The organism is Paraburkholderia flava, assembly GCF_004359985.1.
Lineage (GTDB): Bacteria > Pseudomonadota > Gammaproteobacteria > Burkholderiales > Burkholderiaceae > Paraburkholderia > Paraburkholderia flava.
Window position 1 is genome coordinate 1,607,714 of record NZ_SMRO01000002.1, and the last position, 23,020, is coordinate 1,630,733.

19 protein-coding genes are annotated in these 23,020 nt (G+C 64.1%); 15 read left to right on the top strand and 4 right to left on the bottom strand.

Annotated elements, in window-relative coordinates; translation table 11 throughout:
- Positions 1-2 precede the first annotated feature (2 nt).
- Positions 3-623 (bottom strand): P-loop nucleotide/nucleoside kinase family protein, encoded by a 621-nt coding sequence (locus tag E1748_RS18680; protein ID WP_133648646.1) that lies wholly within the window; start codon positions 621-623, stop codon positions 3-5.
- The gene (gene cydX, locus E1748_RS18685; protein ID WP_133648647.1) at positions 620-790 is read right to left on the bottom strand and encodes a cytochrome bd-I oxidase subunit CydX; all 171 of its coding nucleotides are present in this window, start codon (positions 788-790) and stop codon (positions 620-622) included. Before cydX ends, E1748_RS18680 begins: the two co-directional genes overlap by 4 nt.
- A gap of 230 nt (positions 791-1,020) precedes the next feature.
- Here cydX and E1748_RS18690 point away from each other — a divergent pair, with 230 nt between their 5' ends.
- Positions 1,021-1,485 carry a hypothetical protein gene (locus E1748_RS18690; RefSeq protein ID WP_133648648.1) on the top strand — a complete coding sequence of 155 codons (465 nt, stop codon included), beginning with the start codon at positions 1,021-1,023 and terminating at the stop codon, positions 1,483-1,485.
- A gap of 142 nt (positions 1,486-1,627) precedes the next feature.
- Positions 1,628-2,605, top strand: a complete 978-nt coding sequence (gene corA / locus E1748_RS18695) for a magnesium/cobalt transporter CorA (RefSeq protein ID WP_133648649.1) — start codon at positions 1,628-1,630, stop codon at positions 2,603-2,605.
- A 4-nt stretch (positions 2,606-2,609) separates the two neighbouring features.
- Here corA and E1748_RS18700 read toward each other — a convergent pair whose 3' ends face one another.
- Positions 2,610-3,248 (bottom strand): LysE family translocator, encoded by a 639-nt coding sequence (locus E1748_RS18700; protein WP_133648650.1) that lies wholly within the window; start codon positions 3,246-3,248, stop codon positions 2,610-2,612.
- A 491-nt stretch (positions 3,249-3,739) separates the two neighbouring features.
- Between E1748_RS18700 and E1748_RS18705 the strand changes: the two genes are divergently transcribed.
- From E1748_RS18705 to rbsK, 5 genes are all read left to right on the top strand, one after another.
- On the top strand, positions 3,740-4,699 hold the full coding sequence (locus E1748_RS18705) for a sugar ABC transporter substrate-binding protein (RefSeq protein ID WP_133648651.1): 960 nt from the start codon (positions 3,740-3,742) through the stop codon (positions 4,697-4,699).
- A 256-nt stretch (positions 4,700-4,955) separates the two neighbouring features.
- Positions 4,956-6,551, top strand: coding sequence for a sugar ABC transporter ATP-binding protein (locus tag E1748_RS18710; protein ID WP_133648652.1), 1,596 nt, complete (start codon positions 4,956-4,958; stop codon positions 6,549-6,551).
- Positions 6,548-7,579 (top strand): ABC transporter permease, encoded by a 1,032-nt coding sequence (locus E1748_RS18715; protein ID WP_240766685.1) that lies wholly within the window; start codon positions 6,548-6,550, stop codon positions 7,577-7,579. The genes E1748_RS18710 and E1748_RS18715 overlap by 4 nt, the downstream gene beginning before the upstream one ends.
- Positions 7,580-7,752: 173 nt before the next feature.
- Complete coding sequence (locus tag E1748_RS18720) at positions 7,753-8,805, top strand: LacI family DNA-binding transcriptional regulator (RefSeq protein WP_133648653.1); 1,053 nt, start codon at positions 7,753-7,755, stop codon at positions 8,803-8,805.
- A gap of 189 nt (positions 8,806-8,994) precedes the next feature.
- Entirely contained in the window at positions 8,995-9,921 is a 927-nt protein-coding gene (gene rbsK, locus E1748_RS18725) for a ribokinase (RefSeq protein WP_276324126.1), read from the top strand.
- 32 nt (positions 9,922-9,953) lie between these two features.
- Here the strand turns inward: rbsK and E1748_RS18730 are convergent, their stop codons facing one another.
- Positions 9,954-10,871 carry an AraC family transcriptional regulator gene (locus E1748_RS18730; protein WP_133648654.1) on the bottom strand — a complete coding sequence of 306 codons (918 nt, stop codon included), beginning with the start codon at positions 10,869-10,871 and terminating at the stop codon, positions 9,954-9,956.
- 99 nt (positions 10,872-10,970) lie between these two features.
- Between E1748_RS18730 and E1748_RS18735 the strand changes: the two genes are divergently transcribed.
- The 8 genes from E1748_RS18735 (at position 10,971) to E1748_RS18770 (ending at position 23,000) form a co-directional block, all read left to right on the top strand.
- Complete coding sequence (locus tag E1748_RS18735; protein ID WP_133648655.1) at positions 10,971-11,720, top strand: SDR family oxidoreductase; 750 nt, start codon at positions 10,971-10,973, stop codon at positions 11,718-11,720.
- A 50-nt stretch (positions 11,721-11,770) separates the two neighbouring features.
- Positions 11,771-12,529, top strand: coding sequence for an SDR family NAD(P)-dependent oxidoreductase (locus E1748_RS18740; RefSeq protein WP_133648656.1), 759 nt, complete (start codon positions 11,771-11,773; stop codon positions 12,527-12,529).
- A gap of 303 nt (positions 12,530-12,832) precedes the next feature.
- Entirely contained in the window at positions 12,833-14,587 is a 1,755-nt protein-coding gene (locus E1748_RS18745) for a methyl-accepting chemotaxis protein (RefSeq protein WP_133648657.1), read from the top strand.
- A gap of 341 nt (positions 14,588-14,928) precedes the next feature.
- On the top strand, positions 14,929-15,693 hold the full coding sequence (locus E1748_RS18750) for a 2-keto-4-pentenoate hydratase (RefSeq protein WP_133648658.1): 765 nt from the start codon (positions 14,929-14,931) through the stop codon (positions 15,691-15,693).
- 706 nt (positions 15,694-16,399) lie between these two features.
- On the top strand, positions 16,400-18,322 hold the full coding sequence (locus E1748_RS18755; RefSeq protein ID WP_133648659.1) for a PrkA family serine protein kinase: 1,923 nt from the start codon (positions 16,400-16,402) through the stop codon (positions 18,320-18,322).
- A gap of 124 nt (positions 18,323-18,446) precedes the next feature.
- A complete protein-coding gene (locus E1748_RS18760) occupies positions 18,447-19,718 on the top strand; it encodes a YeaH/YhbH family protein (RefSeq protein WP_133648660.1) in 1,272 nt (423 codons plus the stop codon).
- Complete coding sequence (locus E1748_RS18765; protein ID WP_133648661.1) at positions 19,715-21,415, top strand: SpoVR family protein; 1,701 nt, start codon at positions 19,715-19,717, stop codon at positions 21,413-21,415. Before E1748_RS18760 ends, E1748_RS18765 begins: the two co-directional genes overlap by 4 nt.
- A 271-nt stretch (positions 21,416-21,686) precedes the next feature.
- Positions 21,687-23,000, top strand: coding sequence for an MFS family transporter (locus E1748_RS18770; RefSeq protein WP_133648662.1), 1,314 nt, complete (start codon positions 21,687-21,689; stop codon positions 22,998-23,000).
- Positions 23,001-23,020: the final 20 nt, after the last annotated feature.

The window sequence follows — 23,020 nt, forward strand, 5'->3', positions numbered from 1 at the left end:
TGTTAAACCGGTAGCGGCGGCAGCATCGTGCCCGTAGTGGGCGGCATGTCGACCAGCTGCGCGAGCAGCGCATCGTAATCGGCGGCGCCGGGCGACGTGCTGTCGAACATCAGCAGATCGTCGAGGACGTCGCCTGCAGGTTCGAAACGGCGGGCGCGGTACGTGTCCCAGTTCGCGAGCTTGTACGCATCGTCGGGATGATTGCGCTCGGCGATCCGCTGATGCGCGAGCGCTTCCGCTACATGCACCCACACGACGCGGATCGTCACGTCGCCCGGCACACCGAGCCATGCACGATCGACGAGCTTGCGCTCGCGCACCTCACGCGACAGCGGCGCAACGACCACGACGCTGACGCCAAGCGCGAGATTCTCGCGAGCGGTGTCGATCAGTCCACGGTATTCGGGGTCGCGCAGATGCTGCAGATAAAGCGGGCTGTCGCGGTCGTGCGGATTGCCGGTCAACGCGCCGATCGCAGCAGCACCGGTCGGCCCGTACAGCGTGTCCTTGTCGAGCAGACAGAACGGCGCGCCGGTTGCACGCATCAGCGGACCGACCAGCCGCTTCGCGACGGTCGTCTTGCCGGTGCCCGCGTGACCGCAGAAGAAAATCAGATGCGTCACGTGCCGGGGTTGCTGCTCTTGGCGGCTGCAGGCGAGGCAGGCGAGGCAGCCGTTTCATCCGGCAGATGCCCACGGACGAACTTGCCGTTCGCTTCGAGCCACATCACGTTGATGATGCCGAAGCCGAGTGCCACGCCGATGCCGAGAATCCAGGTGAAATACCACATCGCAGCGTCTCCATGACTGGGGTGTCCCGCGCGACGACGCGGGTCTGCGTGACAGGTGGCATTGCCGCGCAGCCCGTCATCGACGATCATGAACAAGAAGTGCCCAGCATGCAAGAGCGCATCGGCTGCGCGGGTATGATGGACGTGCGGCACCGCGTCGCGGCCTGAGTCGCAGTGACGGCCCGCGAGCGGTGCGCTCAAAAGAACAGAACCGGACGAAGGAGACCTCCATGCGTGCGCGCTCCGTTGCAAATGCGGTAGCCGGGCGGTGTTCAGGTGCAACCGCCGCGCTCGTCGCGATGTTCGTTTCGACCGTGCTGCTCGCGGCCTGCGCGCCGACGCCCGCCGACCCCGTGCCGTTCAAGCCCGTCCCCGCCGATCGCATTTTCAAGCCCGATATCGTGCAGCCCGGCGAAGGCCTCGTCGCGGTCGACCTGCGCCGCGAGCGTTCGGCCGACGTGATCGTCCGGTTCCGCGACGCGCTCGTGTACGTCGACGGCGTGCACGTCGCGGACATGATGAACGGCGAGCGCCTCGCGGTTTATCTGAGCCCAGGACCGCACCGGATCGGCGTGTCGACGCAGTTCGATCCGCTCGTCGAATTCTCGTTTCCGGTCGATTCGCGCTATACGAATCACGCGATCGTCGTGTTCAACAGCGACCATCGCGTCACGTTGAGACGCGTGCCGAAGTAGACGTCGGCGGCGCTCTGGGCGAGATCTGCTGATCCGTCCGACATATTCCCGGCACGAACATCCGCTAACATGGCGCCCACGCCGCGCCTGCAACGCGCGGCCCAGGTCCGCGCAGGCGGCGTCCGTTTTGAAGGTAATCCCCATGCTGATCAATTGCGCCGCCTATCAGGACGGCAGAAAGCTGGCCGACATCGAGATCGACGACATCAGCGTCTACGTCGCGAAGCCCGAGTGCTTCGTCTGGGTCGCGCTGAAGGACCCGGGCCCCGGCGAGCTCGAAGTGATGAAGCACGAATTCGGTCTCCACGAACTCGCGGTTGAAGATGTCCGCAACGGCCATCAGCGTCCGAAGATCGAGGAGTACGGCGAATCGCTGTTCGCGGTGATGCATACGATCGAGATGGACGACGAGGGCGAACTGACGATCGGCGAGATCGATGTGTTCGTCGGCAAGAACTATGTGCTGTCGGTGCGCAACCGGACCCAGCACGGATTCCAGCAGGTGCGTGCGCGCTGCGAGCGCGAGCCGCAACTGCTGAAGGAAGGCTCCGCGTTCGTGCTGTACGCACTGATGGACAGCCTCGTCGATCGCTATTTCCCGATTCTCGAAGCGCTCGGCACGGAGATCGAAGAGATCGAGGACCGCATCTTCGAGAAGCACAACCTGGGTTCGGCACGCGCGATCATCGAGGATCTGTACTCGTTAAAGCGTCGTCTCGTGATCTTCCAGCATCACATCACGCCGATGCTCGAATCGATCGGCAAGCTGACGGGCGGCCGTATTCCGCAGATCTGCGTCGGCATGCAGGCGTATTTCCGCGACGTGTACGACCATCTGCTGCGGATCGTGAAGACGATCGAAGGGCGCCGCGAAATGATCGTCACCGCGATCCAGGTGAACCTCGGCATGATCTCGCTCGCCGAGAGCGAGGTGACCAAGCGGCTCGGTTCGTTCGCCGCGCTGTTCGCGGTGCCGACAATGATCGCGGGCATCTACGGGATGAACTTCCAGAGCATCCCCGAGCTGCACTACAAGTACGGTTACCCGATCTGTATCGCGTCGATGCTGGTGGTCGATCTGTTCCTGTGGTGGCGCTTCCGGCGCGCGGGCTGGTTGTAGCGGGCTAGCGCTTCGTCAGCGCAAGCCGCACACCGAGGCCGATAAAGCCCGCGCCGATCACCCGGTCGATCCAGCGCCGCACGACCGGCTGCCCGCGCACCGCTCGTGCGGCCGTCGCCGCGACCCACGCGACGACGCAGTCGTTCGCGAGTCCGAGCAGCACGAACACCGCGCCGAGCACGAGAAACGCGAGCGTCTTGTGCGGGCTATCGGCGGCGACGAACTGCGGGAAAAATGCGACGTAGAACAGCAGCACTTTCGGATTCGACGCGTTCGTCACGAAGCCGCGAAACAGCAGTGCGCCGCGTGACAGAGGCGGTACGGCCGGCGCCTCGCCAGCCGTTATCGCTGCCTGTGCAGCCGGCCACACCATTCGCAGACCGAGCCACGTCAGATACGCGGCGCCGATCCACTTGACCGCATTGAACGCGCCCGGCGATGCCGCGAGCAGCGCGGTCAATCCAACCGCGCACGCGATCGTATGCGCACATCCCCCGAACGACACACCGAGCGCCGACAGCAGACCCGCGCGGCGCCCATGCGCGATGCTCTGACCGGCGACATAGGCAAGGTCGGGACCTGGCGTCAGGTTGAGCACCGTGACGGCGAGCAGAAAGAGCGGGAACTGGACGATACCGAGCATGGCGGGAATCCGGATGCGAGCGTGAAGGAAGGGCGTTGACTCATGATACGCAATCCGCCTTCTTTCGTTCGTGCCCGGTTCATGCGCGCAACGGTTCGCCACCTATTGCGACAAGCAACAGAAAGGGCGAGCATAAGCGGCCCACGCGCGACCGTCCGTTTTGCGCACGGGTGCGGGTCGCCCGGCATGCAATAGCGCCGGGCAAATAGCGAGCAACAACGCGAGCAACAACGAAGCAACCCGACCCGCGTTTCGACCTTGCCCCACGTCTCTCGAAAAGCCTTGTCCGCGTATCGCTGGAATGCACGGCGCATGCGGCTCGCACCGGGTGCCCGTTGCCGGCGGCTCCATTGCGTCGGTGCGGCGCAGCACTGCGAGGCGTTGACAGGCATCACGAGATACGCTGAGAATAGGCGCTCGCAAACGTTTGCGCGTACGTAACGTCCACGAAAAATAGGGTTCTCCCTGAGCCCAACAACTGGAGATATCGCATGAACCACCGCCTTCGCCGCCGCGTGCTCGCGGCTGCTGTCGCGCTGACCGCTACCGTTTCCCTGCCGTTCGCCACGCCTGCTCACGCCCAGACCCCGAAGAAGCCGAAGATCGCGCTGGTGATGAAATCCCTCGCCAACGAATTCTTCCTGACGATGGAAAACGGCGCGAAGGATTACCAGAAGCACAACCCGAACAACTTCGACCTGATCACGAACGGCATCAAGGACGAGACCGACACGGCCAACCAGATCCGCATCGTCGAGCAGATGATCGTCTCGAAGGTCGACGCGATCGTGATCGCGCCCGCCGATTCGAAGGCGCTGGTGCCGGTCATCAAGAAGGCGGTCGATGCGGGGATCATCGTCGTGAACATCGACAACCGGCTCGACCCGGACGTGCTGAAGTCGAAGGATCTGAACGTGCCGTTCGTCGGCCCGGATAACCGCAAGGGCGCGCAGAAGGTCGGCGATTACCTCGCGCAGAAGCTGAAGGCAGGCGACCAGGTCGGCATCATCGAAGGCGTGTCGACCACGACGAACGCGCAGCAGCGTACGGCCGGCTTCAAGGACGCGATGCAGAAGGTCGGCGCGAACGTCGTGTCGGTGCAGTCGGGCGAATGGGAAATCGACAAGGGCAATGCGGTTGCATCCGCGATGCTCAACGAGTACCCGAACCTGAAGGCGCTCCTCGCCGGTAATGACAACATGGCGATCGGCGCGGTGTCCGCCGTGCGCGCGGCCGGCAAGCAGGGCAAGGTGTACGTGGTCGGCTACGACAACATCGGCGCGATCAAGCCGATGCTGAAGGACGGCCGCGTGCTCGCCACCGCCGATCAATACGCAGCCAAGCAGGCTGTGTTCGGCATCGACACTGCGCTGAAGGCGATCTCCGAGCACAAGAAGCAGAGCGAGCTGTCGGGCGTCGTCGAAACGCCGTGCGACCTCATCACGAAGTAACGAGGCAACCAGACGTGACACTGCGCGGGCTTCGCGGCCCGCGCATCGTGTCCATTCAGCAGCCGCTCAAGAAAACCGCTGCGTAGCCGATATCCCAGAGGTAAGCGTCATGACGATGCGCACGCGTAGCGGGGATCCGCAGCGTCGCGACGCGCGAAGCTGCCTCTCGATACTCGGCACGTCACCCGGCCTGGCTGGTCGTTACCGGCCAACCCCCGGCGATACCGTGCGCGGCGGCTTTGGAACCAGGATTGCAATGGATTTGACCGACAACGACGCATCGTCTGCCGTACTGTCCGTGAGCGGCATCGGCAAGACCTACGCCGAACCGGTGCTCGCGGACGTGAGTCTCGTGCTGCGCGCCGGCGAGGCGCTCGCGCTGACCGGCGAGAACGGCGCGGGCAAGAGCACGCTGTCGAAGATCGTCGGCGGGCTGGTTGAGCCGACGGCCGGCACGATGCGTCTCGCGGGCGCGCCGTATGCGCCGGCAAGCCGCACCGAGGCCGAAGCGCTCGGCGTGCGGATGGTGATGCAGGAGCTGAATCTGCTGCCCACTTTATCGGTGGCGGAGAACCTGTTCCTGAACCGCCTGCCGTACGTTGGACCGTCGCGTTTCGGCTGGATCGACCGCCGCAAGCTGCGCGACGATGCGCGTGCCGCGATGGCGCAGGTCGGGCTCGACGCGATCGATCCCGACACGCTCGTCGGCGAACTCGGCATCGGCCATCAGCAGATGGTCGAGATCGCGCGCAACCTGATCGGCGATTGCCGCGTGCTGATTCTCGACGAACCGACCGCGATGCTGACCGCGCGCGAAGTCGATCTGCTGTTCGAGCAGATCGCGCGCCTGAAGGCACGCGGCGTCGCGCTGGTGTACATCTCGCATCGCCTCGAAGAACTCGCGAAGGTCGCGGAGCGCGTCGCGGTGTTGCGCGACGGCCGGCTCGTGCATACCGACGCAATGGCGAACCTCACGAGCGACCGCATTGTCACGCTGATGGTCGGTCGCGAGATCGGCGAGCAGATCGATCTCGGCGTGCGCAACATCGGCGCGCCGTTGCTGAGCGTCGCGGGTCTCGGACGCGGCCAGATCGTGCGCGACGTGTCGTTCGACGTGCGGGCCGGCGAGATCTTCGGCATCAGCGGGCTGATCGGCGCGGGTCGCACGGAGTTGATGCGCGCGATCTACGGCGCCGATCTGAAGGATCGCGGCACCGTGTCGCTCGCACGCAGTCCGGGCGAGACGCCGCAGCCGGTCGAGATCGCATCGCCTGCCGATGCGGTGCGTGCCGGCATCGCGCTGATCACCGAGGACCGCAAGGGCGAAGGCCTGCTGCTGCCGCAGCCGATCGCGGCGAACGTGTCGCTCGGCAACATCGGCAGCGTCGCGCGTCACGGCATCGTCGACGCGAAACGCGAGAACGCGCTCGCGCAGCGGCAGATCGACGCGATGCGCATCCGCACGTCGGGACCGGCGCAGGCAGTCGGCGAGCTGTCCGGCGGCAACCAGCAGAAAGTCGTGATCGGCCGCTGGCTCGCGCGCGACTGCCGGGTGCTGCTGTTCGACGAACCTACGCGCGGCATCGACGTCGGCGCGAAGTTCGATATCTATGGATTGATGGGAGCGCTCGCCCGCGAGGGCCGGGCGCTGGTTGTGGTGTCGAGCGATCTGCGCGAACTGATGCTGATCTGCGACCGGATCGGCGTGATGTCGGCGGGACGCATGACGGGCATTTTTGCGCGCGACGAGTGGTCGCAGGACGCGTTGCTCGCCGCCGCGTTCGCTGGCTATCGCAGCCGCGACGCATTGCTGGACACACACGACACGCACGCAGCAGGGAGTCTGTCATGACGAATCAACCGGTGCCGCAGGACGGCACGAAAACAGTCGCAACCGTGGCCAACGATCCGTCGGCGCCGCTCTCCAGCGGCAAACCGGCCGGCACACGCCTCGGCTTTTCGAATTACATTGGCCTCGCGGGCGCGCTGCTCGCGATGATCGTGCTGTTCTCGCTGCTCAGTTCGCACTTTCTGACCTACGACACGTTCAGCACGATCGCGAACCAGATTCCGGATCTGGTCGTGATGTCGGTGGGCATGACGTTCGTGCTGATCATCGCGGGGATCGACCTGTCGGTCGGTTCGGTGCTCGCACTCGGCGCGTCGGTGGTTAGCGTCGTGGCATTGAAGTGGGGCTGGGGGCCGATTCCGGCCGCGCTGCTCGGCGTCGTCGCGGCTGCGCTGACCGGCACGTTCACCGGCGCGGTGACGGTCGGCTGGCGGATTCCGTCGTTCATCGTGTCGCTCGGCGTGCTTGAAGGCGCGCGCGGCATCGCGTACCAGATGACGAACTCGCGCACCGCGTATATCGGCGACGCGTTCGACGTGCTGTCGAATCCGATCGCGCTCGGCATTTCGCCTGCATTCCTGATCGCGGTCGCGGTGATGATCGTCGCGCAGCTGGTGCTGACGCGCACGGTGTTTGGCCGCTACCTGATCGGTATCGGCACCAACGAGGAAGCGGTGCGGCTCGCGGGCGTGAATCCGAAGCCGTACAAGATCATCGTGTTCGCGCTGATGGGTGCGTTGTCGGGGCTCGCCGCGCTGTTCCAGATCTCGCGCCTCGAAGCCGCCGATCCGAACGCGGGCGTCGGGCTCGAACTGCAGGTGATCGCGGCGGTCGTAATCGGTGGGACGAGTCTGATGGGCGGACGCGGATCGGTGATCAGCACGTTCTTCGGCGTCTTGATTATTTCGGTGCTGGCGGCGGGCCTCGCGCAGATCGGCGCGAGCGAGCCGACCAAACGGATCATCACCGGCGCGGTGATCGTCGTGGCGGTCGTGCTCGATACGTACCGCAGCCGGCGCAAGCGCGTGTAGTGATACAGCGGGCACGGCGCGCACTGCGTGAACGTGTAGTAGCGGGCACACGGTAAAGAGTAGTAAATGCAGAACGGCGAAATGACAGCGGAAGGCCGCGCTCGCAGGCATGACGAAACGCGGCGGGCCGTTCGCGCGAACGGTGGGCACAACGGGCAGGAGAGCAACGGGTTATGGCGACGATCAAGGATGTAGCGGCCGTGGCTGGCGTGTCGTTCACGACGGTATCGCATGTGGTGAACAACTCGCGGCCGGTGTCGGCCGACGTGCGCGCGAAAGTCGAGCATGCGATCCGCCAGCTCCACTACGTGCCGTCGGCGGTCGCGCGTTCGCTGAAGGCGCGGGCCACGACGACGATCGGCCTCGTCGTGCCGAACAGCACGAATCCGTATTTCGCGGAACTCGCGCGCGGCATCGAGGACGGCTGCTCGCGTAACGGCTACTGCGTGTTCTTCTGCAACTCCGACGACGACCCCGCGAAGCAGCGCAACTATCTGCGCGTGCTGCAGGAAAAGCGCATCGACGGGCTGATCGTCGCATCGGCCGGCGACGATGCGGTCCTCGCGCAGACGCTTGCCGATGCGCGCGAACCGCTCGTCGTCGTCGATCGCAACATCGAGGGGCTGAATGCCGACCTCGTGCAGATCGATCACGAGAAGGGCGCCTATCTGGCGACGCGTCATCTGCTCGAACTCGGTCACGTGAAGATCGGCTGCATCACCGGGCCGGTTGCGACCGCGGTCAGCGCGATGCGCGTGCACGGCTTCATTCGCGCGATGGCCGAGCGTGGCATCGAGATTCCGCCGGATGCGATCGTCGAGAGCGATTTTTCGGGCAACGGCGGGCATCGCGCGGCGGGCCAACTGTTCGACACGGTGCAGCCGAGCGCGATTTTCGCGGGCAACGACATGATGGGGATCGGTGCGCTGCGTGCGGCGGCCGAACGCGGACTGCGTGTGCCGACCGACTGCTCGATTATCGGCTTCGACGATATCGAACTGGGCCGCTTCACCTATCCGGCGCTGTCGACGGTCGGGCAATCGGTGCGCGCGCTCGGCGACATGGCCGCGCAGACACTGATCGAGCGGATCGCCGCGCGTGCCGGCGGCGGTGTCGCGACGGCGGCGCGTCGGCGCGTCGTTGCGCCTCGGCTGATTTTGCGCGAATCGACCGGGCCGTGGAGCGGGGCGGCTGCCGCTGCCGGCAATGAAGGACTCGCGGCCTGACGGAGCACCGTGCGGTCGTTCGCCGTCCGGTTTTGATCCGCGCATCGCGCGGGACCGGGACCGGGTGCGGCCGCGACTCGGTCCAGTCCGTCGACTCCACGCGCCGTTACCCCTCTCTCAATCCAATCACATTAGCCCTACGAGCTAGACGACGAGTCATATGCGCCCAGCGCGCAGCAGGAGAATGACGTGACGAACAATGCAGCGCACGGCCGGGTGGCCGTGGCCGGTAGTCTGAATATGGACCTCGTGGCGCGCGCCCCGCGCCTGCCGCGTCCCGGCGAAACGCTCGCGGGCCACGCGTTCGCGCAGGTGGCCGGCGGCAAGGGCGGCAATCAGGCAGTCGCGGCGGCGCGACTCGGCGCGCAGGTCGCGATGATCGGTTGCGTCGGTGCCGATGCGAATGGCGCGCAACTGCGCGCGGGGCTCGAAGCGGAAGGGATCGACTGCGCGGCGCTCGAGACGAGCGAGCATGCGTCGACGGGTGTCGCGCTGATCGTCGTCGACGACGGCAGTCAGAACGCGATCGTGATCGTCGCGGGCAGCAACGGCGAAGTGACGCCCGCGACTATCGCACGGCACGAGGCGGTGCTCGCGGCGGCCGACGTCGTCGTGTGCCAGCTCGAAACGCCGGACGCAGCCGTCGAAGCGACGCTCGCCACCGCGCGCCGGCTCGGCAAGACGACGATCCTGAATCCCGCGCCTGCGGTCGGGCCGCTGCCGACCGCATGGTTTTCGTTGATCGACTATCTGATTCCGAACGAACTCGAAGCAGCGACGCTGACTGGTCTGCCGGTGACGTCGCCGGCTGACGCCGCCGTGGCAGCCACTGCGTTACGCACGGCCGGCGCGCGCAACGTGCTGGTCACGCTCGGCGCGCAGGGCGTGCAGGTGGCGCTCGCGGACGGCACGACGCAGCACTACGCGGCGCCGCGTGTCGAAGCGGTCGATACGACGGCTGCGGGCGATACGTTTATCGGCGGTCTCGCGGCGCAGCTGGCGCGAGGCGCGGCCGTGGACGACGCGATCCGCTTCGCGCAACGGGCTGCGGCGATCTCGGTGACGCGTGCGGGTGCGCAGCCGTCGATTCCGACGCGGGATGAAGTCGAAGGCTGAACGCCGATTCTGTATGACCCGCATGCGTTGCCTCACGCGACATCCGCAACCCCAGCCGCCTGTTCCCGCGCGTACTGCGTCGGCGGCTGGCCGACGTGCCGGGTGAACGCGACGCTGAACGTGCTCGCCGAACTGTAGCCGACCCGCAGCGCAATCTCGGCGACCCTGCCTTCGTTACGACGCAGCAGATCCTTCGCGAGCGCCATCCGCCAGGTCAGCAGATATTCCATCGGCGCAATGCCGACCGCGCGGCTGAAGCGTTCGAAAAACGTCGAACGCGACAGCGCGGCTTCCTTCGCGAGTTCGGCGACGGTCCACGCGTGGGTCGGGCGTTCGTGCATGACGCGGATCGCGGCCGCGAGCCGGGCATCGGCGAGTCCGCGCACCAGACCCGGCGACGCGTTCGTTCCCGCCGACCGCAACGCTTCGATCAGCAGCACCTCCAGCAATCGCGACAGCACGACTTCGCGCGCCGGCCGCTGCTCGCGCGATTCCTCCCGGACCAGATCCACGAGCGTCGCCAGCCGCTGTTCGCCGCGCACGTGCACGAGTTGCGGCAACAGCGACACGAGCAGCGCCGCATCCGGCGAACCGAAGCTGCAGTGGCCGGCCATCATGCGTGCGTCGACCGGATTGTCCGGCGCGCCGATCCGGTACTCGCCGACGCCGAGCGCGACGGGCCTCGCCGTCTCGACATCGGGTGGTGGTGGCACGAGACTCGACATCGCGACGCCGTAGGCCGCCGGAACCAGCACGAAGTCGCCGGCCAGCAGCTCGATCGGCTCGTGTCCGTCCATCGCCATCCGGCAGCCGCCGTCGAGGACCACGCAATAGAACGGCTCCCCCGCATCCGAACGACTGACACGCCACGGACTCGCGCCGAAGACGAGTTTGGAGAACCGCGCGCCCGGCTGCAGCAGCGTCACCACTTCGGCTAATGGATCGATCATTGCCGGACTCCTGCAAATGAAATTCGGATTCTGGATTGTAGCAAGTACGGGTTCGGCGCTCTATCGTAGGGGTACACGTCCACCCCAACAGGAACCTCCATGCCTACTGTTCTGATTACCGGCTGCTCGTCCGGCTTCGGCCTCGAGATCGCCCGTTATTTCCTCGCCCGCGACTGGCACGTCATTGCGACGATGCGCACGCCGACCGCCGACGTGCTGCCGGCTTCGGACCGTCTGCGCGTGCTGCCGCTCGACGTCACGAATTCCGACAGCATCCGCGATGCCGTCGAGGCTGCCGGCCCGATCGACGTTCTAGTCAACAACGCGGGTTTCGGTGCGGCATCGCCGGTCGAGTTCGTGCCGATCCCGACCGTGCGTGAGCTGTTCGAGACCAACACCATCGGCACGATCGCATTGACGCAGGCGGTGCTGCCGCAGTTCCGGGAGCGCCGGGCCGGTGTCGTCGTGAACGTCACGTCGAGCGTGACGTACAGGCCGTTGCCGCTGATCGCCGCGTACCGTGCGAGCAAGGCAGCGGTGAACGCGTTCACCGAATCGATGGCGCTTGAACTCGAGCCGTTCGGCGTGCGGGCGCGTCTCGTGTTGCCGGGCCGCTCGCCCGAGACACGCTTCGGCGAGAACGCAGGCGCGCGGATGGTCGGCCTCGACCACGAAGCGTATGCCGATACCGTCAAGGCGGTCTTTGCGCGGCTGCAGGACACGTCTTCGCCCGTCACCCACTCGCAGGACGTCGCCGAAGCCGTATGGCGCGCGGCAACCGATCCGTCGTCGCCGATGCGCATCCCGGCCGGCGCCGACGCCGAACTGTGGGGCGCGGAGGCCGGCTGAACCTCAGTCACACCGCCATCGCATCACATTCGCACAACCCGGAGAAAGACATGCAGGACAAACCCATCGCGCTGATCACCGGCGCCAATCAGGGAATCGGTTTGCAGATCGCGAAGGATCTCGCCGGACACGGCTTCACCGTGCTCGTCGGATCGCGCGATCTGGCGCGCGGCAAGGCCGCCGCAAAAGAAGTCGGGCCGGACGCACACGCGCTGCAGCTCGACTTGACGGACCACGCTTCGATTACCGATGCCGCTGCGCTGATCGGCATGGAATTCGGCCGCCTCGACGTGCTGATCAACAACGCGGCGATCTCGAACACGAGCAAGCAGCCCGGCCAGTCCCTCGACGACTACGTGAAGACGACGCTGCCGAGCAACGTGTCCATCGACGAAATGCGCGCGGTGTGGGACACCAACGTGTTCGGCGTCGTCGCCGTCTATCAGGCGATGTTGCCGCTGCTGCGCAAGGCCAGGGCCGCGCGCATCGTCAACGTGTCGAGCGGCGCCGGCTCGCTGACGCAAAACTCGAATCCGGCGTACGCGCATCGCTCGATCTTCGGCCCGGTCTATCCGGCGTCGAAGACCGCGCTCAACGCACTGACGCTCGCGATGGCGATCGAACTGGAGCCGGACGGCATCAAGGTCCACGCGGTGTCGCCGGGTTTTACGAAGACGAACCTCAACGGTTACGAGGGGACCGACACCGTCGAGCAGGGCGCGCGCGAGATCGTGCGTCTCGCGCTGCCGGGCTCGGACAGTCCGACTGGTTCGTTCACGCGCTGGGAAAACGAAACGATTCCGTGGTGACGCCATATCGAACGCATTCGAACGCGTGATTGAAGAGCGCGAACCGAGTCGCGCGAATTCACACGCGACGCTTTGATCGAAACGGGGCCACGGTCTTCATTTTCCGTGGCCCCGACAACGTTTGCCGCCGCGAGTCCGGCCACCATTGATGTGTAGGATTTTGTAAGTTGTACTCGCGCACCCGCGCGAATTCGTCGGACCATATAGAAGCTTCAAGTTCACCCCGAGCAGGCCGTAAACGCGCGTAGAGCGTCACACAATGCGCCGCGCATTTATTCGCAGATCACTCTCAGAGGGAAGAACATGAACAAGGGCATTTCCATCAAGGCTCGCATCGGGCTCACGGTGAGTTTTCTCGCCGTGCTGCTGATTGCGCTCGGTGTACTGGGGCTCGTCGGCATGAGCAATTCGAACGACGCGTACCGTGACACCTTCACTAACCAGATGCCCAGTGCAGTCGCCATCGACGGTGCGGAGATGTACGCGGCGCGCGAACGTCTCGCACTCGACCGCGCCGCGTTCATGATGAACACGCCCGAGGCCGCACCGACGCTTGAGCGCGCGAAGCTGATGCGCGCAACCTCCGACGACTGGTGGAAAAAATACCTCGCGTTGCCCCGCGACGCCGAAGAAGACCGTCTCGCGCAAGCCGTCGTCGCGAAACGCGATGCGCTGCATCAATCGATGGACACGTTCGCCGCGATGGTCGCCGCTAACGACCAGACCAAGCTGATCGACAACGCGAAGCGTCTGCAGAAGGGCTACAACGAACTGGCGGTTGCCGACGATGCGCTGCGCCAGCTCCAGTTCACGCAGGCAGAGGGAGGTTATACGGACGCACAGTCCGCTTTCAGCGTGTTCCGTGCAGTCAGCATCGGCGCACTGATCGCCGGGCTGCTCGCAGCGTTCTTCTCGTACTGGGCGTTGCGCCGTGCAATCGGCGTGCCGCTCGCCGACGCGCTCGCGCATTTCGAGTCGATCGCCGCTGGCGACCTGCGCCGGCCGGTCGTCGTCCGCACGCGCGACGAAATGGGGCAGTTGCTCGCAGGCATCGACAAGATGCAGCGCAGCCTGATCGCGACGGTGCGCTCGGTGCGCGTGGGCAGCGAATCGATCGCGACCGCGACGCGGCAGATCGCCGCGGGCAACATCGATCTGTCGTCGCGCACCGAGGAACAGGCCTCGGCGTTGCAACAGACGGCGTCGAGCATGGAAGAACTGACCGGCACCGTGAAGCAGAACGCGGACAACGCCCGCCAGGCGAGCGCGCTCGCGGCGAACGCATCGGAGATCGCGAATCGCGGCAACGCAGTGGTGGGTCAGGTGGTCGGCACGATGGGCGACATCAACCAGAGCTCGGCGAAGATCGCGGACATCATCTCGATCATCGAGGGCATTGCGTTCCAGACCAACATCCTCGCGCTGAACGCGGCGGTCGAAGCGGCGCGCGCGGGCGAGGAAGGGCGCGGCTTCGCGGTCGTCGCGGGCGAGGTGCGCAGTCTGGCGCAGCGTTCGTCGGCGGCGGCGAAGGAAATCAAGGAGCTGATCGACACGTCGGTCGAGCGCGTGCAATCCGGCTCGGCGCTCGTCGACGACGCGGGCCGCACGATGACGGAGATCATCGGTGCAGTGCAGCGCGTGACCGACATCATGGGCGAGATCGCGGCCGCGTCGGGCGAGCAGAGTGGTGGCATCGACCAGGTCGCGCGCGCCGTCACGCAGATGGACGAGGTCACCCAGCAGAATGCTGCGCTCGTCGAAGAAGCGGCCGCCGCTGCGCAATCGCTTGAAGATCAGGCATCGAAGCTGCGCCAGGCGGTTGCGGTGTTCCAGCTGGACGATACCGGCACGACACAGGAGCCGTTGCATGCGGGTGCGCAGGCGGCGCGAGCCGTCAAGAGAACGCCTGCGCCGGCGCGGGCAGCGGTAAGGCCCGCGACGCGCAAGCCTGCAGCATTCGCGGCAGCCGGTGCTGCAACGACGATCGCGCCGGCGACCGCGCCAGCACTGGTTACCGCTGGAAGCGCCGGAAGCGACCGCGATTGGGAGACCTTCTGACGCCGCGATGCGATCGCAGCCGCATGCACCGACATCGCGCACAGATAGCCGTTGCGACGGAACAATCGGAATGAATCGGCGACGATCGATCGGACAGTCGGGATAATCCGCGAAGCGTTAAAGCAGCGTCGAAAGACCGGGTTTGTGAATGGGCACCCATCGGGACACCCATCGCAACCCCGGTCTTTTTTCATGGGCTGAATGAACCGTGGCCCCCTGGAGCGACCCCGGTTCCGGTACATTGACGGGCGCGGTTGCCGTCGTGCACCGCCGCATTCGAACCGTCGCCAGCCACGCGGCGGTTTGATTCCGTGCCCGCCCGCTCGCCCCAAAGGATCGACATGATGCATCAGGATCTCGCGCTTCGCCTCGTCGAGGCTCGCCGCCAGCACCGGCTGATCGACGCATTGCGCGCGGACGACGTGCCGCCCGACGCGGCCACCGCGTATGCGATCCAGCAGGCGGTGATCGCCGGGCTGGACACGTCGACGGGTGCGTGGAAAATCGGCGCGCGATCGCCCGGCGGTGCGGCCGGTGGTGCGCCGATTCCGGCACCGCTGGTGCTCGCGTCGCCGGCCCGCAGTGCGTATGGCGGCTTCTTTCGCGTGCTGGTCGAACTGGAGATCGCGTTCCGTTTTGCCGAACCGATCGCGCCCCGCGGCGAAGCCTATGCACGCGACGAAGTGCTTGCGCGGGTAGGCGCCGTGCTGCCGGCGATCGAGATCGTCGACAGCCGGTTTGCCGAGTGGCCAAAGAATGTCGCGCCGCTCGCGCAACTGGCCGATGCGCAGAACAACGGCGCGCTCGTGACCGGACAGGCGCTGCCGTATGCGGGTTTTGCGCGGCAGTTCGATTTCGTGTCGCCGGTACTCGAATTGACGTTCGACGGTGTACCGCTCGCCGCCGACACCGTCGGCAATCCAGCAGGCGATCCGCGCGAGCTGCTGGTGTGGTTCGTCAACCATTGCGCCGCGATGGGCATCACGATCGAGCCCGACTGGACGATCACGACGGGCTCTTACGTCGGCGCACACGCGCTCGACCGGCCCGGCATCGTGCACGGCCATATCGACGGCCTCGGCGAAGTCGAAATCGAGCTCACCTGAGCCGCTGATTATTTTTACCGGCTGCGCGCATGCCGCGCAGCGGCGACACGGTGGTGGTCGCACGGGTCACACCCGCCGCCGTACTTACACCTATACCGTATATCGAGATGCCCGCCGATAAGGCAGGCAGAAGCACGCGCGACCCTGTCTGTCGCGTGGTTATCGGCGCGCACATTGCCGAACGAAATACCGTTGAACGAAATGCGCGGCGCACGGACGAATCTCCAGAGCGCGTGCCGTGGTGGATGAAACCGCGCTGTCGATCTGTTTAACGTTGTATGTCACATCGATATGCGATGCGAGGACGCGGAGTTGTAACGGCGTGTAGCGATGTCCACGAAAGTGGGGCGTCGCGCGTTCAGGAAGAAATGATGCCGCGAGCGGAGCAGACGTGAGAGCGAAGTGTTACAACGGCATCGATAGTACGGCGGGTGGTGCGACCGACGCCGCGACGAAGAACATTTCGCATGCGACAGCAGCGAAGACCGTCGCGATCGATGCGCTTTTTACGCAGCCTGGACGGAAGATTGTATGTGAGCGATTCCGTGTTTCCAAGAGAGGATTGTCACGGGGTCTAGAGAGTCCTGTTTTTCGTAACGTAGTTCGTGAAAAAAATTTTAAAAGGGTTTAGGATGAATTCGAGCGATGTCGTTTCCGAATAGCGCGCCGCGCACGACATCGATCCAGACTTCGGCGAGGAGGTAGCATGGATATCTACAGCAGTTTCGCGACCCGCTTCGAGAAAACGCGAGAAGATGAACTCTCGCTCGAGGAGTATCTCGCGCTCTGCAAAGACAATCCCGCCGCGTACGCCACATCGGGCGAACGCATGTTGACGGCAATCGGGGAACCGGAACAGATCGACACTCGCAACGATCCGCGCACGTCGCGCATCTTCGCGAACAAGGTGATCAAGGTGTACCCCGCATTCCGTGAGTTCTACGGAATGGAAGAAGTCATCGAGCAGGTCGTGTCGTACTTCCGGCATGCAGCCCAGGGGCTCGAGGAAAAGAAACAGATTCTCTATCTGCTTGGACCGGTGGGCGGCGGCAAGTCGTCGATTGCCGAGCGTTTGAAGCAGTTGATGGAGCGCGTGCCGTTCTATTCAATCAAGGGCTCGCCCGTCAACGAATCGCCGCTCGGGCTGTTCGACTACGACGAAGACGGTCCGATTCTCGAAGAGCAGTACGGCATTCCGCGCCGCTACCTCAAAAGCATTCTGAGCCCGTGGGCGGTGAAGCGCCTGCACGAGTACAACGGCGACATCCGCAAGTTCCGCGTCGTGCGCCGCTATCCGTCAATCCTGCGGCAGATCGGTATCGCGAAGACCGAACCGGGCGACGAAAACAATCAGGATATTTCTTCGCTGGTCGGTAAGGTCGACATCCGCAAGCTCGAACAGTATGCGCAGGACGATGCCGACGCATACAGCTACTCGGGCGGCCTGTGTCTCGCGAATCAGGGGCTGCTCGAATTCGTCGAAATGTTCAAGGCGCCGATCAAGGTGCTGCATCCGCTGCTCACCGCGACACAGGAAGGTAACTTCAAAGGCACCGAGGGGTTCGGCGCGATTCCGTTCGACGGCGTGATTCTCGCGCACTCGAACGAGTCGGAGTGGAAGGCGTTCCGCAACAACCGCAACAACGAAGCACTGCTCGACCGGATCTTCGTCGTGAAGGTGCCGTACTGCCTGCGCTACTCGGAAGAGATCAAGATCTACGAGAAGCTGATCCGCAACTCGTCGCTCGCGAATGCGGTGTGCGCACCGGGCACGTTGAAGATGATGGCGCAGATGTCGGTGCTGACGCGTCTGCAGGAGCCGGAGAATTCGAGCCTGTTCTCGAAGATGCAGGTGTACGACGGCGAGAACCTGAAGGACACGGATCCGAAAGCGAAGTCGTATCAGGAGTATCGCGACTTTGCCGGTGTCGACGAAGGGATGACCGGCGTGTCGACACGCTTCGCGTTCAAGATCATGTCGCGCGTGTTCAACTTCGACTCCACCGAGGTCGCGGCGAATCCGGTGCATCTGATGTACGTGCTCGAACAGCAGATCGAACGCGAGCAGTTCCCGCCGGAAACCGAACAGAAGTATCTGTCGTTCATCAAGGACGTGCTTGCTTCGCGCTACGCGGAGTTCATCGGCAAGGAGATTCAGACCGCTTACCTGGAGTCGTATTCCGAGTATGGGCAGAACATCTTCGATCGCTACGTCACGTATGCGGACTTCTGGATTCAGGACCAGGAGTTCCGCGACCACGACACCGGCGAGAGCTTCGACCGCGCGGCGCTGAACGCGGAGCTGGAGAAGATCGAAAAGCCCGCGGGCATCAGCAACCCGAAGGACTTCCGCAACGAGATCGTCAACTTCGTGCTGCGTGCGCGTGCAGGCAATGCAGGCAAGAACCCGGCGTGGATCAGCTACGAGAAGCTGCGCGTCGTGATCGAAAAGAAGATGTTCTCGAACACGGAAGAACTGCTGCCGGTCGTTTCGTTCAATGCGAAGGGCTCGGCGGAAGAGCAGCGCAAGCATGAAGACTTCGTCAACCGGATGGTGGCGAAGGGCTACACGCCGAAGCAGGTGCGGTTGCTGTGCGACTGGTATCTGCGTGTGCGCAAGTCGTCATGACCTGTTCATGAGACACGTTGCGTACGGCCCGCGCGGCGTCGCTGCGCGGGCGCCCTGCGACGCGCAGGCAGTCTGGACATGAGTCCGCACGCCACTTGCGTCTCGCGATCAAGGGAGACTGGATGTGCTTCATCAAATCATCGACCGCAGGCTGGCAGGCAAGAACAAGAGCATTGCAAACCGTGAACGCTTTCTGCGTCGCGTAAAGAATTACATTCGTCGCGCGGTGTCCGAGGCGGTGCGCGACCGGAGCATCAAGGACATACAGAACACCCAGAGCATCACCATTCCTCGCAAGGACATCGCCGAGCCGTCGTTCCGTCATGGTCCCGGCGGCAAGCGCGAAATGGTGCACCCAGGCAACGCCGACTACATCCGCGGCGACAAGATTCCGCGTCCGCCGGGTGGTGGGGGCGGAGGCGGCGGGGGCAGCGCGAGCAACGAAGGCGAAGGGCAGGATGACTTCGTGTTCGAACTGAGCCGCGAAGAATTCATGCAGTACTTCTTCGACGACCTCGAGCTGCCGCGCCTCGTAAAGACCCATCTGCTTGCGGTGCCGACATGGAAGAGCATCCGCGCGGGCTGGGCCGCCGAAGGCACGCCGAACAATATCGACGTCGTCCGTTCGCTGCGCAGTGCGCTCGGCCGGCGCATCGCGCTCGGTGCGCCGCTCGTCAACGAACTGCACGAACTCGAACAGAAACTCGACGAGATGAAGGCCGATCCGGCCGATCGTCGCGAGGAAATCAAGCTGCTCGAGGAAGAGATCCATCATCTGCGCGGCCGCATCTGGCGCATCCCGTTCATCGATCCGTTCGATCTGCGCTACGTGAACCGCGTGAAGCAGCCGCAGCCGTCGAGCCAGGCCGTGATGTTCTGTCTGATGGACGTATCGGGTTCGATGGACGAGCAGCGCAAGGATCTCGCGAAGCGTTTCTTCATCCTGCTGTACCTGTTCCTGAAGCGGAACTACGAACGCATTGAAGTCGTGTTCATCCGCCACCACACGCGCGCCGAGGAAGTCGACGAAGATACGTTCTTCCATTCGACCGAAAGCGGCGGCACAGTGGTGTCGAGCGCGCTCGAACTGATGCAGAAGGTCATGGACGAGCGCTACTCGCCGAGCGAATGGAACATTTACGGCGCACAGGCCTCGGACGGCGACAACTGGACCGACGATTCGCCGAAGTGCCGCAAGATCCTCGCAGATGACATCCTGACGAAGGTGCGCTATTTTGCGTATATTCAGGTGACGCCCGAAGAGCAGAACCTGTGGCTCGAATACGCGCAGCTGGCCGCCACCGCGCCGCAGATGGCGATGAAGAAAGTGGAAACGGCGGCGGATATCTATCCGGTGTTCCGGGAGCTGTTCGAGAAGCAGGTGGCGGCCGCATGACTACCAAGCATCTGCACAACGAAGCGCGCGGCTATCAGCCGGAGCGCGGGAAGAAGGGCAAGTCTGAAGGTAAGTCAGAGGGCAAGCCGGATCGCGAGGGAGAAGCGCCTCACGCCGAAACGGCCGCCACAGGGCCCACCGGGATGCCCAGCAAAGGGCAAAGGGAAGTCCGTATGAACGTAGCCGACCGACGGCCGTTGCCGTGCCCGTCCGACTGGACCTTCGAACTGATCGAGGAATACGACACGCATATTGCTCATGTTGCAGAGCAGTATGAGCTGGACGTGTACCCGATCCAGCTGGAACTGATCAGCGCCGAGCAGATGATGGACGCCTATGCGTCCGTCGGCATGCCGGTCAACTATCGTCACTGGTCGTTCGGCAAACACTTCCTTTCCACCGAGAAAAGTTATCGACGCGGCCAGATGGGGCTCGCGTACGAGATCGTCATCAATTCGAATCCCTGCATCGCGTATCTGATGGAAGAGAACACGATGACGATGCAGGCGCTCGTCATCGCGCACGCGGCCTACGGACACAACTCGTTCTTCAAGGGCAACTACCTGTTCAAGCTGTGGACCGACGCGCACGCAATCGTCGACTACCTTGTGTACGGGAAGAACTACATCGCCGAATGCGAGGAGCGCTTCGGTCTCGATCGCGTCGAGGAACTGCTCGATTCGTGTCATGCGTTGATGAACTACGGTGTCGATCGCTACAAGCGTCCGCAGAAACTGTCGCTCGCGAAGGAGTCTGCGGCACGGCGCGAACGCGAGGCGTATCTGCAGTCGCAGATCAACGAGTTGTGGCGCACGCTGCCCGCTCGCAACGAGCCGTTGCCCGAGGAAACCGAGGATCGCTATCCGCCGGAGCCGCAGGAAAACCTGCTGTATTTCGCGGAAAAAAACGCGCCGCTGCTCGAGCCGTGGGAACGCGAGGTGATCCGCATCGTGCGCAAGATCGGCCAGTATTTTTATCCGCAGCGGCAGACTCAGGTGATGAACGAAGGCTGGGCGACCTTCTGGCATTACACGCTGCTGAACACGCTGTATAACCAGGGCAAGCTCGAAGACGGCTTCATGATGGAGTTCCTCCATTCGCACAGCAACGTCGTCTACCAGCCGCCCGTGACGAAGCCGTACTACAACGGGATCAATCCGTACGCGCTCGGTTTTTCGATGATGAGCGACATCCGCCGCATCTGCGAGAACCCGACCGACGAAGACCGCAAGTGGTTTCCCGAACTGGCGGGTAGCCCGTGGTTGCAGGCGATGCACTACGCGATGCGCAACTTCAAGGACGAAAGCTTCGTCGCGCAGTACCTGTCGCCGCATCTGATCCGCGAAATGCGGCTCTTCTCGGTGCTCGACGACGACATGCGCGATGCGCTCGAAGTGTCCGCGATCCACGACGACAGCGGTTACCAGTACGTGCGCCAGGCGCTGTCGAGACAGTACGACATGCATCATCGCGAGCCGAACATCCAGGTGTGGTCGGTCAACACGCGCGGCGACCGCAGTCTCACGCTGCGGCACTTCATGAGTGACAACCGGCATCTGTCCGGCGACAGCGAAGAAGTGCTGAAGCACATGGCGCGGCTGTGGCAGTTCGATGTGTTTCTCGAAAGCGTCGACGAGAATGGGACGGTCAGGAAGCGTTACGAGTGCCGCTACGTGCCGCCGACGGTGCGGGTGTGAACGTGTGAGTCTCTGAGCGTCGTTTCGCTTCGATGCTTCGATAAAAAAGCCAGCCTTCGGGCTGGCTTTTTTCATGGTCGCTTTTCTTCGTCATGACCCGCCCGGCACCACATCCGGTTATTCCCGCCTATCCGGCAAGATACTGACTCTACCCAACCTTGCAATTCTGTAAAATTCCGCGCACGCGACGGAATGTACAACGACGCGTCAGCCCAGACGGCAAAGCGGCATCAGACCGCTGCCTTACGCCCAGCCCAGAGGATCTCCCAGCATGAACACCCAGACCGACCCGACCACACTCGCCACACCCGACGCTCACGACACCCGGCGACGCATCTTCGCGATCGTCGGTGCGTCGTCGGGCAATCTCGTCGAGTGGTTCGATTTCTACGTGTACTCGTTCTGCGCGCTGTATTTCGCGCCGGCGTTTTTCCCGAGCGGCAATTCGACCACCCAGTTGCTGAACACTGCCGGCGTGTTTGCCGCGGGCTTCCTGATGCGCCCGATCGGCGGCTGGTTCTTCGGCCGGCTCGCCGACAAGCACGGCCGACGCACCGCGATGATGGTGTCGGTGTTCATGATGTGCGGCGGCTCGCTCGTGATCGCGGTGCTGCCCACGTATGCGCAGATCGGCGCGCTCGCGCCGGCGCTGCTGCTGGTCGCGCGGCTGTTCCAGGGGTTGTCGGTCGGCGGCGAGTACGGTACGAGTGCGACCTACATGAGCGAGGTCGCGCTGAAAGGTCGGCGCGGCTTCTTCGCGTCGTTCCAGTACGTGACGCTGATCGGCGGCCAGCTGTGTGCGCTGCTGGTGCTGGTGATCCTGCAACAGACACTGACCACCGAAGAACTGAGAGCGTGGGGCTGGCGCGTCCCGTTCGTCGTCGGTGCGGTCGCGGCGCTCGTCGCGCTGTACCTGCGCAAATCGCTCGACGAAACCACCACGGCCGAGAGCCGCGCGCGCAAGGAAGCGGGCACGCTGCGCGGCCTGTGGCAGCATCGCGCGGCGTTCATGACCGTGGTCGGCTTCACGGCCGGCGGCTCGTTGATCTTCTACACGTTCACGACCTACATGCAGAAGTACCTGGTCAACACGGCCGGCATGCACGCGAAGACGGCCAGCAACGTGATGACCGCCGCGCTGTTCGTCTACATGCTGATGCAGCCGGTGTTCGGCGCATTGTCGGACCGCATCGGCCGGCGTCGTTCGATGCTGCTGTTCGGTTTCTTCGCGACGCTCTGCACGGTGCCGCTGCTGTACACGCTGAAAGACGTGACGAACCCGTACGTCGCGTGCGGACTGGTAATCGTCGCGCTGGCGATCGTCAGCTTCTATACGTCGATCAGCGGTCTGATCAAGGCCGAAATGTTTCCGCCGGAAGTGCGCGCACTGGGCGTCGGGCTGTCGTATGCGGTCGCGAACGCCGTGTTCGGCGGCACGGCCGAGTATGTCGCGCTGTGGCTGAAGCAGGCGGGCAGCGAATCGATGTTCTATTGGTACGTCACGCTGCTGTGCGCGATTTCGGGCCTGGTGTCGCTGCGGATGCGCGATCCGTCGAAGGAAGGGTATCTGCGTCACGAGCCTTGAGCGTGAGTTGACGCAGCGCT

What these genes read in the sequence shown, in the direction of transcription:
- cydX (WP_133648647.1), bottom strand. Translation starts at nt 790, where the DNA reads ATGTGGTATTTCACCTGGATTCTCGGCATCGGCGTGGCACTCGGCTTC.
- E1748_RS18690 (WP_133648648.1), top strand. Translation starts at nt 1,021, where the DNA reads ATGCGTGCGCGCTCCGTTGCAAATGCGGTAGCCGGGCGGTGTTCAGGT.
- corA (WP_133648649.1), top strand. Translation starts at nt 1,628, where the DNA reads ATGCTGATCAATTGCGCCGCCTATCAGGACGGCAGAAAGCTGGCCGAC.
- E1748_RS18700 (WP_133648650.1), bottom strand. Translation starts at nt 3,248, where the DNA reads ATGCTCGGTATCGTCCAGTTCCCGCTCTTTCTGCTCGCCGTCACGGTG.
- E1748_RS18705 (WP_133648651.1), top strand. Translation starts at nt 3,740, where the DNA reads ATGAACCACCGCCTTCGCCGCCGCGTGCTCGCGGCTGCTGTCGCGCTG.
- E1748_RS18710 (WP_133648652.1), top strand. Translation starts at nt 4,956, where the DNA reads ATGGATTTGACCGACAACGACGCATCGTCTGCCGTACTGTCCGTGAGC.
- E1748_RS18715 (WP_240766685.1), top strand. Translation starts at nt 6,548, where the DNA reads ATGACGAATCAACCGGTGCCGCAGGACGGCACGAAAACAGTCGCAACC.
- E1748_RS18720 (WP_133648653.1), top strand. Translation starts at nt 7,753, where the DNA reads ATGGCGACGATCAAGGATGTAGCGGCCGTGGCTGGCGTGTCGTTCACG.
- E1748_RS18730 (WP_133648654.1), bottom strand. Translation starts at nt 10,871, where the DNA reads ATGATCGATCCATTAGCCGAAGTGGTGACGCTGCTGCAGCCGGGCGCG.
- E1748_RS18735 (WP_133648655.1), top strand. Translation starts at nt 10,971, where the DNA reads ATGCCTACTGTTCTGATTACCGGCTGCTCGTCCGGCTTCGGCCTCGAG.
- E1748_RS18740 (WP_133648656.1), top strand. Translation starts at nt 11,771, where the DNA reads ATGCAGGACAAACCCATCGCGCTGATCACCGGCGCCAATCAGGGAATC.
- E1748_RS18745 (WP_133648657.1), top strand. Translation starts at nt 12,833, where the DNA reads ATGAACAAGGGCATTTCCATCAAGGCTCGCATCGGGCTCACGGTGAGT.
- E1748_RS18750 (WP_133648658.1), top strand. Translation starts at nt 14,929, where the DNA reads ATGATGCATCAGGATCTCGCGCTTCGCCTCGTCGAGGCTCGCCGCCAG.
- E1748_RS18755 (WP_133648659.1), top strand. Translation starts at nt 16,400, where the DNA reads ATGGATATCTACAGCAGTTTCGCGACCCGCTTCGAGAAAACGCGAGAA.
- E1748_RS18765 (WP_133648661.1), top strand. Translation starts at nt 19,715, where the DNA reads ATGACTACCAAGCATCTGCACAACGAAGCGCGCGGCTATCAGCCGGAG.
- E1748_RS18770 (WP_133648662.1), top strand. Translation starts at nt 21,687, where the DNA reads ATGAACACCCAGACCGACCCGACCACACTCGCCACACCCGACGCTCAC.